The sequence below is a fragment of the Cytobacillus solani genome, from assembly GCF_001420595.1.
GTDB classification, from domain to species: Bacteria; Bacillota; Bacilli; order Bacillales; family Cytobacillaceae; genus Cytobacillus; species Cytobacillus solani.
Genome location: NZ_LJIX01000006.1, coordinates 3,931,618 through 3,947,248, shown reverse-complemented (window position 1 = coordinate 3,947,248; position 15,631 = coordinate 3,931,618). Strand labels below are relative to the sequence as shown.

The window sequence follows — 15,631 nt, the reverse complement described above, 5'->3', positions numbered from 1 at the left end:
ATGTCAGCAGTAGAATGGATTGCGGGAAAACAGTATGAAGAAATTATTTATGAAACATACAATGGGATTGCAAAGATAACAATCAATCGTCCTGAAAAACATAATGCGTTCACACCAAGAACCGTTATGGAATTGATTGATGCATTTGCTTATGCACGTGATGATGCAAATGTTGGAGTTATCATCTTAACGGGTGCAGGAGACCGCGCATTTTGTTCAGGTGGAGACCAGTCTGTTCGTGGACATGGTGGATATGTGGGTGATGACCAAATCCCTCGCTTGAATGTCCTTGATTTACAGCGTTTAATTCGTGTAATTCCAAAACCAGTTGTTGCAATGGTTAAAGGGTATGCGATAGGTGGAGGACATGTATTACATATCGTTTGTGATTTAACAATTGCTGCAGATAATGCTGTATTTGGCCAAACAGGGCCAAAAGTTGGCAGCTTTGATGCAGGCTATGGTTCCGGTTATTTAGCTAGAATTGTTGGTCATAAAAAAGCTCGTGAAATTTGGTACTTATGCCGTCAGTATAATGCACAGGAAGCATTAGATATGGGTCTGGTAAACACTGTTGTTCCTCTTGACCAAGTCGAGGAAGAAACAATTAAATGGTGTGAAGAAATGCTTGAAAAAAGCCCAACTGCTCTTCGCTTCTTAAAAGCTGCATTTAATGCGGATACAGATGGACTTGCAGGCATTCAGCAATTTGCTGGAGATGCTACATTACTTTACTATACTACAGATGAAGCAAAAGAAGGCCGCGATGCATTCAAAGAGAAGCGCAAGCCCGATTTTGGTCAATTCCCACGTTTCCCTTAATGAAAAAATAAAACTTTATTGCAGCTTGATGGTTATGCCATCAGGCTGTTTTTATCTAGATACGACCTTTTAGACATAAAAATGCTTATTTGTAAAAATGCAGACGGGATTTGATTATTTTGGAACCCCAAAAAGTAAAAAACTAGAAAAGCGGTCGCATAAAATTATTTAGGAACCTGGAAAAGTAAAAAACTAGAAAAAGTGGTCGCATAAAATTATTTAGGAACCTGGAAAAGTAAAAAACTAGAAAAAGCGGTCCCGTAAAATCATTTTGGAACCCCAAAAAGTAAAAAATCGGAAAAAGTAGTTACGTAATTTTGCAAAAATGCAGATAGGATTTGCAAAATAAAGCAGTTTTTTGCAGTATATATTGGATTTCAAGAATGAGGTGTACAAATGGCAAATCAAGTGATGCCAAATCTTTTATTAAAGAGAGCCTTCCTCACACCTGACAGGCCTGCTATTCAGTTTAAGAACGAAACATACTCTTTTAAAGAAGTGTATGAGAAATCTTATCAGATTGCCGGTCAATTAATCCACCTTGGCTTAACAAAGGGTGATTATGCTGGTGTTTTACTAAGTAATCATGCGGAGACAGCATTTATATATTTAGCATTTCAGTTGCTTGATATCAAAGCAGTTATTTTAAATAATCGGTTAACAGCTGAAGAAATAGCCTGGCAATTAACCGATTCAAAGGCAGTCGTTTTAATAACGGAGACAGCCTTTGCCTGCAAGTACGAAGAAATATATAAAGCATTGCCAGAGTTGACAGTTACTTCAAAAGAAGAGCTGTTTTCAGCAGATTTTATTGAACCAATTATTACAGAGGAAATCAACCTTGATGATGTGTGTACAGTTATGTATACATCTGGAACGACAGGACATCCAAAGGGCGTGCTGCAAACATACGGAAATCATTGGTGGAGCGCGGTTGGTTCTGCCCTTAACCTTGGACTTTCTGAAAAAGACTGTTGGCTATGTGTTGTTCCAATGTTTCATATTAGCGGGTATTCGATTCTTATTCGGAGCATCGTCTATGGCATGAGAATGGTGATTCAGGATACATTCAATGAAAAAGAAATTATTAAAGCGATTCAAAATGAAAAAGTAACGATTATGTCTGTTGTGAGCACGATGCTTATTCGTATCGAGGCAGAGCTAGGAGATAACAAATTGCCCGAAGAATTTCGCTGTATGCTATTAGGAGGCGGACCGGCATCCAAAACATTACTTGAAAACTGTATGGTGAAGGGAATACCAGTATTCCAGACGTATGGTATGACAGAGACCGCCTCTCAAATCGTGACGCTTTCACCAGAGTATAGCTTAAGTAAATTAGGCTCTGCAGGGAAACCCCTCTTTCCCTCTCAATTAAAAATTATGGATCCAAATGGGGAAGAAGCAAGGGGTAAAACAGCAGGCGAAATTATAGTTAAAGGACCAAATGTAACGATAGGGTATTTGAATCGGGAGGAAGAGTCATCTGAAAAAATCGTTAATGGCTGGTTTTCAACTGGAGATATTGGATATTTAGATGAAGATGGATTCTTGTATGTTCTGGATCGCCGTTCCGATTTAATTATTTCAGGCGGAGAAAATGTATATCCTGCTGAAGTTGAAGGTGTGCTTACTTCCCATCCAGACATAGTGGATGCAGGTGTAATAGGCGTGGAAGATGAAAACTGGGGGGAAGTCCCTATAGCTTTCCTAACAACAAAAACAGAGATAGATAAAGATAAGATTTCCACGTTTTGCCTGCAGAAATTAGCAAAATATAAAGTACCAAAACAATTATACATCATCGATCAAATCCCAAGAAATGCTGCTAAGAAAATTTTACGTAGAGAGCTTCGGCAGTATTTGAAGGAATTAAAAAGACAGGATTGCAACTAATATGCAAATCCTGTCTTTTCTTAAAAGTGACTATTACCGGTGAAATTTAAGAATATTCTGGTTCAAAGGTTTTACAATCAGTTTCACGGCTATTTTCTGCCGTATCCCCTTTGTGGCTGACTACGTAAATTTGTTCAGCTCCACATTTATTCCCTTTTTCCCAGAATGTACAATTATTGACCTCACATAAAACATCTTTTGCCACTTCGCTTCACTCCTCTATGTGCAGAACATGCGCATGCACCGATTCGATAAAAAACGCAGGTGGTGTCTTTCCACCTATTTTAGCTTGTGACTGATTGCTGCTATGGATTCATTCCAATTGAAGGTTGAACTGGTAATTAGTTATTTAATGCAGTTTTTAGCGCCTCTAAGTTCGTTTTCATAATAGAAAAATAGGTACTCTCATTACTTATATCTTCATCAGTTAAAACAGATAGATTATGAAGTATGAGCGGCTCTGCGCCAAGCTCATTCTTAATAATTTCTGTGAGCTTAGAGCTAACATTTTGTTCAAAGAATACGTATTTTAACTGATGTTTCTTTCCTTCAGCTATGATCTTTTCAAGATCCTTTTGGGTTGGTTCATTCGCAGAGTTTAAGCCTGAAACACTAATTTGGTGTATGCCATAGCGCTGCTCCCAATAGCCGAATGCTGAGTGGGATACGATGATTTCTTTATGCTTTGCATCATGGATGGTTTGTTCAAAGTCTTCATTTAATTGGTCAAGTTCATCTGCTACTAAACGATAATTGGCTTCAAATTCTTCTTTATGTTCTGGCATTTTATCAGTTAAAGCAGTTTTGATAGTTGCTGCTAAATCCTTCGAATATAATGGATCGATCCATACATGCGGGTCAATATCTCCATGATGATGGCCATCATCTTCATGACTGTGTTCATCCTCTTCATGGGCTTGAACCTCGTCAAAATGAATATTTTCCCCTGCTCCGATCATCGTTACATCTTCGTTTTTTAACGTTTTTTTAGCCTTTTCTACGAATCCTTCTAAACCAAGACCGACAAATATAAACAGGTCAGCATCTGCTAGCTTAGTCATATCTTTTTGTGTAGGCTCGAACGAATGCTCATCTGCTCCAGGCGGATAAATAGTCTTTGTTTCAACATATTCCCCACCGATTCGGTCAGTAAAATATTGCAATGGATAAACAGTTGTATAAACGGAAAGTTTACTGCTATCTTTTTGCTCATCCTTTGATTCGTTTGTACAAGCAGTTAAGAGCATACTAATTATTAGTATAAAAACAAAAATAATCTTTTTCATATTTTCCCCTTTCTAACTCATTAAATCGTATTAATTACGATTTAATGAAGAAAAAAATAACTTTTTGCCATAAATATCAAGATAATCCGTAATCATTACGATTCCCAAAAGTAATTCTACAAAAAAAAATCGTGAAAATCAAGTATTAAATTTGTTTGTATGAAAAGTATTTTGTATCCTTATAATGTAGAAATAAAAATAAGTAAGGAGTAAAGCATATGAAACTACTTGATGAAATATTAGAATTTAACAATGAATTTGTGGAAGAAAAAAAATATGTAGAATTTGCAACAACAAAGCTGCCGAATAAACGAATGGTTGTACTAACATGCATGGATACACGTTTAGTGGAACTCCTGCCAAGAGCCTTGAATGTAAAAAATGGCGATATAAAGCTTGTTAAAAATGCAGGGGCACTTGTTACTCACCCGTTTGGAAGTATTATGAGGAGCTTGCTTGTAGCCGTTTATGAGCTTCAGGCTGATGAGGTATTAATCATCGGTCACCATGATTGCGGGATGAGCGGGATGAAGCCAGATGGTATTATGGAACATATGAGAAAAAGAGGAAAATCTGAAGCAGCACTGGATACAATTACATATTCGGGTGTAGATGTGAGAGAATGGCTTAAAGGCTTCGATAACGTAGAAGAGAGTGTTGCTCATAGTGTTTCTATGGTGAAAAAGCATCCGCTTATGCCAAACGATGTCCCTGTTCATGGGTTGGTTATTCACCCTAGTACAGGGAAATTAGATTTAGTAGTAAATGGATACGAAGACTAATTTTCCTTTATCTTTGGTGATTTCTCTGGTACTGGATCAAAACCACCGGGATGAAACGGATGACATTTTACGATTCTTTTAATGGCTAGCCATCCTCCTTTAAGTGCGCCAAAGCGTTTTACTGATTCTAACCCATAATGAGAGCAAGTTGGGTAGAATCGGCATGTTGGAGGTTTTAGCGGGGAGATAACAATTTGATAAAAGCGAATGACTCCAATCATTAATTGTTTCAGCATGTTTATCAGTCCAATCTTTTTTCTAAAGGAATCTCAAGTAAAAGATAGCATACAATGATGTAATAGTCGAAAAATAAATTCCTTATTTTGTTGATGAAATTACTCGGGATTTAAGTTACAATAATAGGAGAATCGAAAAAGGAGTGGACATACATGCCTTCAGTTGAAAGCTTTGAATTAGACCATAATGCCGTTAAAGCACCTTATGTTAGACATTGCGGAGTTCATAAAGTCGGAACAGATGGGGTTGTAAATAAGTTTGATATTCGTTTTTGCCAGCCGAATAAACAAGCAATGAAGCCTGATGCGATTCATACATTAGAACATCTTCTTGCTTTCAATATTCGTACGTATTCGGAAAAATATGATCACTTTGATATCATTGACATCTCTCCAATGGGCTGTCAGACAGGCTTCTACTTAGTTGTAAGCGGAGAGCCGACTGTAGGGGAAATCATTGACTTGCTCGATGAAACAATGAAAGCTGCAGTTGAAATTACAGATATCCCAGCTGCTAATGAAAAGCAGTGCGGCCAAGCTAAGCTTCATGATTTAGATGGGGCGAAACGTTTAATGCGGTTCTGGCTTGAGCAGTCAAAGGAAGAATTGAAGCAAGTTTTTGCATAAAAAGTCGAAAAACCGGACTATTGCAGTCCGGTTTTCTTTATGATGTTTTTTTATCATCTTCTTGTTCAAAGGTATTTTCATTCGTATATGGATTTTCATCTATTGTATCAACCGTATGCTTGTACGTATACGCTTTAGAGGTTGTAATAACAGAAAGAAAAATAACAATTGCAATAATAATTACCGAAATAGCTAGAATGGCAACCATGATCAAACCTCCTTTTACTATACATAGTGTAACATGAAAACGGTTTGATTTACTTATGCTACAATAAAAATATTCTTGTGTTTAGCTCGTCCTATCTCAGGGTACTATAAAAATGGGAGGATGATAATATGAGTGAAAATTTAATCCAATCAGTGAATAGGCAAGTTGCAAACTGGACGATCTTGTATGTAAAGCTTCATAACTACCATTGGTATATCAAAGGAAGACACTTCTTTACTTTGCACGAGAAATTTGAGGAGCTATACAACGAAGCCAATCAGCATATAGATGAATTGGCAGAGAGAATTCTATCCCTTGAGGGTAGCCCTGTTGCAACAATGAAAGAATGTTTAGAAATGGCATCTATCGAAGAGGCGACTGGAAAAGAAAAAGAGGAAGACATGGTTAAATCCATTTGTGCAGATTTTGTTAAAATGGCAGACGAGCTGCAAGAAGGCATTCAGTTAGCAGAAGAAGCAAATGATGAAGGCACCGGTGATATGCTTATTGCCATTAAGCAAAGTCTAAAGAAGCATATTTGGATGTTAAAGGCATACTTAGGTTAGGGCATAATAAAAAGATGGTTCAATATAGGGCAATCAGCCTTTATGAACCATCCTTTTTTATGTATAAAATATAATTTTTTAGTGAATATTTCGCTGCTGCAGATTCGGATTGCGGGGCTGTCTGTAGTCTTCACTCGCAAACTTTCCTTTTAAGCTTTCAATTAAATAAATTCCCATTAAGTTGTACAGTTCCTGGTTATTTAACTCGTTAATCATACCCAATAAATCCTCTCGGTTCATTTCCTCTAAAAAAGCGAAAGCAAGCATGTCAATATCCTCTTCGTCTCCAGTAAGCTTATTCCGATAAAGTTCATAAAGCTCATCAATAATTTTCATTCTTACACCTCCAGCCTTCGTTTTTATTTCTTTTATTGTATACTTTTTTAATACCCTTGATGATAAAAATTAATCGCTTACGCATAGTTTTTTTCTAAGATTAAATGTAGTATATGTAATTTTCATCAGAATGATCGTAAATTCGCATATTTTTAATCGAAATGTGGGAAACGATAAGTAATGACAAAAAGGGGCTGAACAGGATGGAACAAAATAAAAAAACGTATTATATAACTATTGCACATGGACAAATCTCACAAAGTGCAACAGATTCCCCATGGGATTTCAAAATTGAAGCGACAGATAATGAAATTCATACGTTACGGGAGTATTTTAATCAGAATTATGGAACAGAATGGGCGGGATTTTGGCGAGCCCATGTCCCATTTATAGAATACCATAATGATAAGTCAAATGATGAGTATGACAGTAAAATCAAGAAGGTATACGGATTGATTTATCAGCTCGGGGACGAAGAAGCAAAAGAACATATTGAAAATATGGGGATATTGAATGAAGAAATTCAATAATGGAGCTGAAAAAAGGAAATCGGCTAATTGCCGATTTCCTTTAAATTACATACCCATTTCTACAGCCGAATCAATTACTTCTTGAGGAACAGTGATCGCTTCAACGCTGTTGTAGTTTGAATATTGTCCGTTCATTTTTTGCTTCATGGCGATGGTTTGGCCTTCGATCGTCATTTCTAAATCCATATCCATATTTAATTCAACTGGATAAAATGTCTTTTTGTCGACAAGGATTTCATATTCAACAGCATTAATTTTCATCCCGCTTAGCGCGTCTTCCGCCGACATTTCAGGCGGCAATTGCTGAACAGCTGTTTCTTTAATGAAATCATTAAACTTTTCTCCAGATGCCTTTAATTTAAGTATATAGTTATTTGAATCTTGCTCAAAAGTAAAATCTTCCATGAATTGCTGTAATTTCTTTAGCTCTTCCCCTGGATTGGATTGCTGACCCGACATTTGCAGGAATGTATCGGTCATTTCCTGCGGGAACTTCATCCATTGACTAGTTGAAGGTTCATAGAAAAACATTCCAGCCTCTGAAAAATAGCTTTCTGTTTCAAAGCTTTCTGCTTCTTCTCCCATTGACATTTTCATTTTTTGATAGTAAGCCATTGGCTCGGTAACGATGTTCATATCGATGACCGAGTTTGTTTGGACATTCAGTTCACCTTGATCAGTCATATCCTGAGTTAAATCCATTTTTACAGAAAAGCTTTTTAAGCCTTCTGAAGCTTCTGTGGATTTATTCAATACTTCTTCAAGTGTCAGTTCCGATGCTTTTTCCTCGGTTTTCTCAGTTGATGAAGCTTTTTCATTCTCTTTTGCGGGCTCATCCACAGGCTTGGCTGTTTGATTACAAGCGGCTAACATAAATACTAATAAGAAGCCTGCAAGAATGGAAAGTGATTTTTTCAAAATAAGCACTCCTTTAATATTAATGAAATAAGAAAAACTTTACATAAATTATAACAGGTGTGGTTTCTCTTACCCTCTAATTCTACGATAAAAAAATAGGTAAAGTTTCAAAATATTGTAATTTGATACTTTTATCATATAAGAAAAATATGGAAGATGTCATTAGTCACAATTTTTTTTTCGCTGTATAATAGCTGTATGAATGAAGAGTGAAAGGAGGAATTCGATGGAAACATTTATTGATGCAAATGGTGGAGTAGTCAAATTTTCATTTAACTCACATGCGTTTAATAAAAAGCCGGAGCACGTCCTTGTAATATGCAAAAAAGGCAAGGGATGGCTGCTAACGAACCATAAAAAAAGAGGGCTGGAATTTCCAGGAGGAAAGCTTGAAAAAGGGGAGACATTGGAAGAGGCGGCGCGCCGAGAAGTACTGGAGGAAACAGGAGCTACTCTAAAGCAGCTGGAACGTATCGGTGAGTATGAGGTGTCTTTGAATGAAAAGACTTTTGTTAAAGCTATATTCTATGGGGAAGTAGAAGAGATTGGCGAAAATCTGCATTATTATGAAACAGAAGGACCCGTACTTATTGAAGGAAATATATTAGATTTAAGGTGGGGGGACGAATACAGCTTTATTATGAAAGACGAAGTGGTCGAAAGGAGTATTCTAAGAATAGAGGGATAGGGGCAGAAAGGGTGAATTCAATGCTGCATATCAATCCGGATTCATTTATCCTAATACCAGCGTTTGCGACGATCCATTGCGAGCCGAACTGGAAATGGAGGAAACGAAATAAACCACTTCCTAACTATGATTTGTTTTATGTTTGGAGTGGAAAAGGGACTGTGGTGCTTAATGGGAAATTATATGATGTACATAAAGGAAGCTGTTTTTTATTTAAGCCAGGTGATTGGACGACGGCTACCCATGATCCGCAAAATCCGTTAGTGTTGAGCTATATTCATTTTGACTTAGAGGGAACCCCAGTATTGATGCCAAAAACCTACCGGATTGTTCAAGACCCTATCCCCTTTGAATCCCTGCTAACACGTTATATTCGTTTATTTTTGGTGAAAACCTTCGGAGCCGAAATTGAGGCAAAGCTAATCCTAAAGCAATTAATGATTCACTTATTAAGGGAAGAGCGGGAAATAGATAAGCAGCTGGAGCATTCAAGCAACGATCTTTTAGAGACGATTCGAGAGATCGCAAACTTTATCCAGCAGCATCCGGGTGATCCGCACTCAATCGAAAGTTTAGCAATGCGGGCCAATCTTTCTCCACGCTATTTTTCCCAGAAATTCAAAGAGATTATTGGACATACGGTTAGAAATTACATTATTCATTCTCGGATTAATCGAGCAGAGCACTTGCTTCATAACATGGGGATGACAGTAACAGAAGCAGCAAATGCTCTCGGCTATAATGATCTTCATTTTTTCAGCAGACAATTTAAAAAGTATACAGGGAAGAATCCTTCCGATATACGTTAAAAGCTAGACTCGTTTAATAGTTGGATTTTGATAATGCCTTTTTCATTGAGAAGGTTGTTGAATCGGCTGACAAATAAATGTGAGAAGGTGTTTTAAAGTGTTCGCTAAAGCACAAGAACTAGATTCAATCGAGAGTTATATAGATTCACCAGAAAAGCTAAAAAAGCTTTATAGACGAGTGTTGTTCATTGTGAGTCTATCACAAATCTTTGGTGGGGCAGGGCTTGCCGCAGGAGTTACTGTAGGTGCCCTATTGGCACAACAAATGCTAGGAACTGATGCTTTTGCAGGAGTCCCTGTAGCCTTACTTACTTTAGGATCTGCAGGAGCAGCTTTTATCATAGGAAAACTTTCTCAACGATTTGGACGCCGTACAGGTTTATCGACAGGTTTTATTGTAGGGGGAATCGGTGCAATTGGAGTTGTGATTGCTGCCATGGTGAATAGTATAATTTTATTATTTGCGTCTCTGCTGATCTATGGTGCGGGAACTGCGGCAAATTTACAAGCTCGTTATGCAGGGACCGATTTAGCAAATAAGAAACAAAGAGGAACTGCTATTAGTACGACGATGGTTATGACAACATTTGGGGCGGTTGCAGGTCCGAACCTAGTAGAAGTTATGGGTGAATTTGCTAGTCTCATTGGTGTTCCGTCTCTTGCAGGTCCATTTATATTATCAGCTGCTGCGTTTATTTTAGCAGGTCTCGTTCTTTTTATTATGCTGCGTCCTGACCCATTATTTATTGCAAACAAGATAGCAGCTTATAACCAAGAAGATGAACATGTAAATAAAACGGATTCCTTTGATAAATCAATAAATAGAAGAGGAATAATGGTAGGTGCCACGGTTATGGTTCTTACTCAAATTGTAATGGTTGCAATTATGACTATGACACCGGTACATATGAAACATCATGGTCATGATCTAGCTGAAGTAGGAATTGTTATTGGTTTTCACATAGGTGCAATGTATCTTCCCTCACTTATCACAGGCGTACTTGTAGATAAAGCAGGGCGAACATCTATGAGCATAGCTGCGGGCATTATATTGTTATTCGCTGGTTTATTAGCAGCATTCGCACCAAGTGATTCAATGATTCTATTAGTAATTGCTCTAACTTTACTTGGATTAGGGTGGAACTTTGGCTTAATAAGTGGGACTGCTCAAATAGTTGATTCAACAGAGCCTTCAATACGTGCGAAAACCCAAGGTACACTTGATGTTTTTATTGCATTAGCAGGAGCTTCCGGCGGTGCACTTTCGGGAATGGTGGTAGCTAATACCAGTTATGCAACGTTATCTTTGAGTGGAGGACTTTTATCTTTAGTTCTCATACCTGTTGTGATATGGTCCCGTAAAGCCAAGGCGTAATAGAGTTATAATGGTATTCTTTTATATTTAACTTATTATGAGGAAACGATTATCTTGCTGAGGTGAATAGGTTGGTTCGAACGGCTTTAGTTACAGTTACCCATGATCCACATGGGAGAAACGTCAGGCTTTTTCAAGAGTTCAAAGATCTGTTGGAAGATGTTTATTCCGAGCTTTTTATTACCGTAAGTGAGGAATCATCAATTAATCTAATGGATGTGTTAAAAAATAGTAAATTCAAAACAAAGAAAATCCCCAAATTAGGTGCAGCTTACGCAAGGAGAGAGGCTGTTAAGTTTGGTCTATCTGGAACAAGCCAGTACTTTCATTATTGCGATTTTGATAGGTTATTAACCTGGGTACAGAATCACTCGATTGAATTAAGAAAAATTGTAAGTTTACTCCCTCAATTTGATTATTTAATTTTAGGCAGAACAGAAAGAGCATTTAATACTCACCCAATTGAGTGGATAGAAACGGAAAAAATTACTAATAAGATTTTCTCTATAGAGCTTGGGAAAGAAGTGGACATTACTGCTGGTTCTTGTGGGTTCTCGAGAGAGGCTGGGAACTATATAAAGGACTACTCTAAAGAAAAAATGACAGATGCAGAATGGGCTATGATTGTACATAGAATCGCAAACTTAGAGGTTAAGTATCTCCCAGTGGAAGGATTGGAATATCAAGAGGATATAAATAGTATCAATGGACGTGTAACTGATTCGGAAGCATGGTTAAGTCGTTTAAAGTTAAGTTTCATAATAAGTGAGACAGCATGTAAAGTAGGGAAATATAAATAATTTATTATAGTGTTTACCAATCTGTACTGAACAAATAAAGGGCTAGAGAGCGTTGATCCAAGAAGGATTTACGCTCTTTTTCATAGAAGCTACTATACAAGGATATATGTAGTTTATAAGAAAGTAGTATATTATTAACCGAATGAGAGGTAGATTAAATGATTTCACACCGATTGCTTACACAAGAAGCTATAGTTCAATTAATCGATCAAGTTGATAAGGATCAGCACTTACTTTTTTACAGCTATTTAACACAACGAAAGGAAAAAGCCCAATTTATTGGTCAATATGCAGATAATCAGTTGACTGCTGTCTTAGCTTATCTAAGGGAGCTATCTTTTCCCGCCTTTTCCTTTTATCGAATCAATCATCAAGAAGTTTTCTTCCCAGAACTAATTGTTTTTACAAGATCTACTATTAAACTTGATAAAAATGCTATTTGCGGGATTATTCTATGTCAACGTGACCTTCAGCTTTTTCAGTCCTTTGGTCTCATTACAGGTATCCCGCGGCGTTTTTTTACAATGAAACATATAGATCAATCGAAGCTGCTCGAATCGAGCATGACTCAACTAGTTAAGGAGAATGAGTTTTCCAAGGTGATTGCTTTTTTACAAAAGGGAGAAATGAAGTTTTTTACAAGAAGTGAATTAGAGCGGTGTCCTTTCCTCGGAATAAAGGATGGTGGAGAATTCATTGCAATAGGTGGTTTTCATTTCTATGATCCTCAGCTTGTAGAGCTTGGGAACATTGTTACTAGACCAGACCACAGAGGGAATGGCCTTGCGAAGCTTGTAACGAGTGAACTTACACACATAGGCAAACAACTTTCATCAGATGTTTATCTCGGTGTATTAGCAGAGAACTTGCCTGCTGTACATATATATGAAAGTCTTGGTTTTCAAACAACAGCTGAGCTATCGATTGTGGATTTTACTATGTCTTTGTCATAAAATTTCTTCCTTCTCCTATGTATAGTCTTGTTAGCAAGGAACACTGACTGGAGCAATAATGAAATTTCATTCCTCCTGTAGACTCACTGAATGCGTCTATTTGTCCTACCATTATCCAATTCCCTTCCCTTCAAGTTTTATGTAAAACATACAGCTTATCTCTTCTTTATCAATTAGTTAGCTAGCTAACTAATTGGTTGATAATGAATATCTATTCTCTTTTTTTATGTGTAAAAAAGTGCAAATATTTAATTAATGGGTGTAAATCCAAATGGCCCTTGAAATGATAAGATGTATCATAACATTTTAGATTAGCAGACCTACATTGGAGGATTCATAATGACAACCGATTATATTCAGCAGCTGTTTGCAGACCGTATAGGCGGATCGCGATTTGGATTGAAAGAGGAAATATATAAATTCGAAAAGATTAAACGAGCAAAAAGAGAAGCCATTCAAGCGAATCCTCATATGGAGTTGATTGATTTAGGAGTAGGTGAACCTGATGCCATGGCGGATGACAGGGTCATTCAAAAATTGACAGAGGAAGCAGGCAAGCCCGAAAATCGCTTTTATGCAGATAACGGCATCGCTGAGTTTAAGCAAGCGGCTGCTTCTTATATGGAAAAGGTATTTGGTGTTTATCATCTTAATCCGGAAACTGAAATTAACCATGTGATCGGTTCAAAGTCGGCATTAGCCATGCTGCCGACAGCTTTTATTAACCAAGGAGATCTTATACTAATGCCTTCTCCTTGTTATCCAATATTAGCTACCCATACAAAGTACTGTGGTGGGGATGTCGTTCAGCTGCCTCTTACGGAAGAAAATTTGTTTCTTCCAAAGCTAGACACATTGAGTGATAGTGTTCTAGAAAAGGCGAAGCTTTTGTATTTAAACTACCCGAATAATCCGACTGGAGCGACTGCAACTGCAGCATTTTTTGAAGAAGTTGTTCAATTTGCAAAGAAGCATAAGCTTATTGTTGTGCATGATGCCGCTTATTCAGCACTTGTTTTTGAAGGGGAAAAGCCGCTTAGCTTTCTCTCCGTACCAGGGGCAAAGGAAGTTGGCATTGAGCTTCATTCCTTGTCAAAATCTTTCAATATGACAGGATGGCGTATCGGTTTTATCTCAGGAAATGAAAAGCTTGTAAAGGCGTTTGCGACAGTTAAGGATAACAATGATTCCGGTCAATTCATCGCCATTCAGAAAGCGGCTGCCTATGCTCTTGCGCATCCGGAAATTACCATCGAAACTGCTGAAAAATATTCACGGAGGCATGAATTATTGGCAAATGCACTGGTTGCATGTGGCTTTAATGCGGAGAAGCCGAGGGGATCATTTTTCTTATATACGAGGGCGCCGAAAGCAGTGGCAGATGGTCCATCATTTCAATCGGCAGAGGAGTTTAGCCAATATTTAATACGAGAGCATTTAATCTCTACTGTTCCATGGGATGAGGCAGGTCAATATGTACGATTTTCAGTTACCTTCCAAGCAAATGGGATCGAGGAAGAGCTACGAGTAATCGAAGAGATTGCAGTTAGATTAAGGCGAGATACATTCATCTTTTGAAAGGAGGACCCTTATGCAATTTACGAAAATGCATGGATTGGGGAATAATTATATTTTTTTTAACCTATTGGATATGCCAATGGAAGATCAAGACTTTGAACAGCTTGCTAGAACAGTCTCTAATGTAAATACCGGAATCGGATCAGATGGCATAATCTTAATTTGTCCTTCTGAAATGGCTGATTTTAAAATGAGGATTTTTAATGAAGATGGTTCAGAAGGGAAGAATTGTGGAAATGGCCTGCGATGTGTAGCGAAGTATCTCTTCGACCACATGTATGCAACAAGCACTGATTTTTCAATTGAAACGTTAGGCGGAATTGTTCATGTCAAGGTGGAACCGGATAAAAAACGGATTGTCCGATCGGTGACCATTGATATGGGAAAGCCAAAACTGACTAAAGGAATGATTCCGATGAAAGGAGACCCAGAAGCACAGACGATAAATGAACTCCTTACAATTGGCAAGCATAGTTTTCCTGTGACATGTGTTTCGATGGGCAATCCACATGCGATTCTATTTGTTGATAATATAGACACTTTTCCATTAGAAGAAATCGGCCCTGAAATTGAATACTCCGATTTATTCCCTGAACGAGTGAACTTAGGTATTGTCCACGTGAAAAGCCGCCAAGAGATCTATTACCGTGTATGGGAGAGAGGCTCGGGGCTAACAATGGCATGCGGCACAGGTGCGTGTGCAGCTGTTGTTGCCGCCACATTAAATCACTTGGTAGATCAATATATTCCAATAACCGTTCATCTCCCTGGAGGGCAACTGACAATAAGCTTGGATGAAAATGACCATGTTTGGAAAAAGGGGGGGGCTGCCTATATTTGCCATGGTGAATTAGTTATGGAGAGGTAATCAAACAAGTGAAAAAATTTAGTAGTAAAACAAATTGAATCCAGTTCTCCTATGAAAAAGTAAAAAGGACATCAATAGCCCCTATTGAGTTCAGTTTTCCTGTAAAAAAAGCAAAAAAGGTTATCAATAGCCTCTATTGAGTTCGATTTTCCTGTAAAAAAAGCAAAAAAGGTTATCAATAGCCTCTATTGAGTTCAGTTTTCCTATAAAAAAGGCTAAAAAGGACATCAATAGCCCCTATTGAGTTCAGTTTTCCTGTAAAAAAAGCAAAAAAGGTTATCAATAGCCTCTATTGAGTTCGATTTTCCTGTAAAAAAAGCTAAAAAGGTCATCAATAGCCTCTATTGAGTTCA

At 37.6% G+C, this 15,631-nt stretch carries 19 protein-coding genes; 13 read left to right on the top strand and 6 right to left on the bottom strand.

The features are described from left to right. A complete protein-coding gene (gene menB, locus AN957_RS28620; RefSeq protein WP_053477616.1) occupies positions 1-822 on the top strand; it encodes a 1,4-dihydroxy-2-naphthoyl-CoA synthase in 822 nt (273 codons plus the stop codon). Positions 823-1,218: 396 nt separating this feature from the next. Beyond that, on the top strand, positions 1,219-2,718 hold the full coding sequence (locus AN957_RS21570) for an o-succinylbenzoate--CoA ligase (RefSeq protein WP_056686059.1): 1,500 nt from the start codon (positions 1,219-1,221) through the stop codon (positions 2,716-2,718). 46 nt (positions 2,719-2,764) lie between these two features. Here AN957_RS21570 and AN957_RS27105 read toward each other — a convergent pair whose 3' ends face one another. Then, positions 2,765-2,923 (bottom strand): DUF1540 domain-containing protein, encoded by a 159-nt coding sequence (locus tag AN957_RS27105; protein ID WP_075209209.1) that lies wholly within the window; start codon positions 2,921-2,923, stop codon positions 2,765-2,767. A 136-nt stretch (positions 2,924-3,059) separates the two neighbouring features. After that, positions 3,060-4,004 carry a metal ABC transporter solute-binding protein, Zn/Mn family gene (locus AN957_RS21565; protein ID WP_053477424.1) on the bottom strand — a complete coding sequence of 315 codons (945 nt, stop codon included), beginning with the start codon at positions 4,002-4,004 and terminating at the stop codon, positions 3,060-3,062. A gap of 218 nt (positions 4,005-4,222) precedes the next feature. Between AN957_RS21565 and AN957_RS21560 the strand changes: the two genes are divergently transcribed. Beyond that, positions 4,223-4,786 (top strand): beta-class carbonic anhydrase, encoded by a 564-nt coding sequence (locus AN957_RS21560; protein WP_053477423.1) that lies wholly within the window; start codon positions 4,223-4,225, stop codon positions 4,784-4,786. Here the strand turns inward: AN957_RS21560 and yidD are convergent. Continuing rightward, complete coding sequence (yidD, locus tag AN957_RS21555) at positions 4,783-5,022, bottom strand: membrane protein insertion efficiency factor YidD (RefSeq protein WP_053477422.1); 240 nt, start codon at positions 5,020-5,022, stop codon at positions 4,783-4,785. The genes AN957_RS21560 and yidD overlap by 4 nt on opposite strands. 153 nt (positions 5,023-5,175) lie before the next feature. On the opposite strand from yidD, the gene AN957_RS21550 reads away from it, so the two are divergent. Further along, the gene (locus AN957_RS21550; RefSeq protein ID WP_053477421.1) at positions 5,176-5,649 is read left to right on the top strand and encodes an S-ribosylhomocysteine lyase; all 474 of its coding nucleotides are present in this window, start codon (positions 5,176-5,178) and stop codon (positions 5,647-5,649) included. 37 nt (positions 5,650-5,686) lie between these two features. Here the strand turns inward: AN957_RS21550 and ytzI are convergent, their stop codons facing one another. Then, on the bottom strand, positions 5,687-5,857 hold the full coding sequence (gene ytzI, locus AN957_RS27100; protein ID WP_075209207.1) for a YtzI protein: 171 nt from the start codon (positions 5,855-5,857) through the stop codon (positions 5,687-5,689). A 128-nt stretch (positions 5,858-5,985) separates the two neighbouring features. Here ytzI and AN957_RS21545 point away from each other — a divergent pair, with 128 nt between their 5' ends. Beyond that, positions 5,986-6,423, top strand: a complete 438-nt coding sequence (locus AN957_RS21545; RefSeq protein WP_053477420.1) for a Dps family protein — start codon at positions 5,986-5,988, stop codon at positions 6,421-6,423. Positions 6,424-6,501: 78 nt separating this feature from the next. Here the strand turns inward: AN957_RS21545 and AN957_RS21540 are convergent, their stop codons facing one another. Beyond that, complete coding sequence (locus AN957_RS21540; RefSeq protein WP_053477419.1) at positions 6,502-6,759, bottom strand: DUF6154 family protein; 258 nt, start codon at positions 6,757-6,759, stop codon at positions 6,502-6,504. Between the two features lie 203 nt (positions 6,760-6,962). Here AN957_RS21540 and AN957_RS21535 point away from each other — a divergent pair, with 203 nt between their 5' ends. Next, a complete protein-coding gene (locus AN957_RS21535) occupies positions 6,963-7,289 on the top strand; it encodes a hypothetical protein (protein ID WP_056686056.1) in 327 nt (108 codons plus the stop codon). A 45-nt stretch (positions 7,290-7,334) separates the two neighbouring features. Here the strand turns inward: AN957_RS21535 and AN957_RS21530 are convergent, their stop codons facing one another. Beyond that, entirely contained in the window at positions 7,335-8,216 is an 882-nt protein-coding gene (locus AN957_RS21530; RefSeq protein ID WP_231690107.1) for a DUF6612 family protein, read from the bottom strand. 217 nt (positions 8,217-8,433) lie between these two features. On the opposite strand from AN957_RS21530, the gene ytkD reads away from it, so the two are divergent. The 7 genes from ytkD (at position 8,434) to dapF (ending at position 15,278) form a co-directional block, all read left to right on the top strand. After that, entirely contained in the window at positions 8,434-8,895 is a 462-nt protein-coding gene (gene ytkD / locus AN957_RS21525; RefSeq protein WP_053477416.1) for an RNA deprotection pyrophosphohydrolase, read from the top strand. A 20-nt stretch (positions 8,896-8,915) separates the two neighbouring features. Further along, the gene (locus AN957_RS21520; RefSeq protein WP_053477615.1) at positions 8,916-9,704 is read left to right on the top strand and encodes a helix-turn-helix domain-containing protein; all 789 of its coding nucleotides are present in this window, start codon (positions 8,916-8,918) and stop codon (positions 9,702-9,704) included. 97 nt (positions 9,705-9,801) lie between these two features. Then, positions 9,802-11,079 (top strand): MFS transporter, encoded by a 1,278-nt coding sequence (locus AN957_RS21515; RefSeq protein WP_053477415.1) that lies wholly within the window; start codon positions 9,802-9,804, stop codon positions 11,077-11,079. Between the two features lie 71 nt (positions 11,080-11,150). Then, the gene (locus tag AN957_RS21510; RefSeq protein ID WP_053477414.1) at positions 11,151-11,879 is read left to right on the top strand and encodes a hypothetical protein; all 729 of its coding nucleotides are present in this window, start codon (positions 11,151-11,153) and stop codon (positions 11,877-11,879) included. 158 nt (positions 11,880-12,037) lie between these two features. Continuing rightward, positions 12,038-12,832, top strand: a complete 795-nt coding sequence (locus AN957_RS21505) for a GNAT family N-acetyltransferase (RefSeq protein ID WP_053477413.1) — start codon at positions 12,038-12,040, stop codon at positions 12,830-12,832. 339 nt (positions 12,833-13,171) lie between these two features. Beyond that, positions 13,172-14,410 (top strand): LL-diaminopimelate aminotransferase, encoded by a 1,239-nt coding sequence (locus AN957_RS21500; protein ID WP_053477412.1) that lies wholly within the window; start codon positions 13,172-13,174, stop codon positions 14,408-14,410. Positions 14,411-14,423: 13 nt separating this feature from the next. Next, positions 14,424-15,278, top strand: coding sequence for a diaminopimelate epimerase (gene dapF / locus AN957_RS21495; protein ID WP_056686053.1), 855 nt, complete (start codon positions 14,424-14,426; stop codon positions 15,276-15,278). Positions 15,279-15,631: the final 353 nt, after the last annotated feature.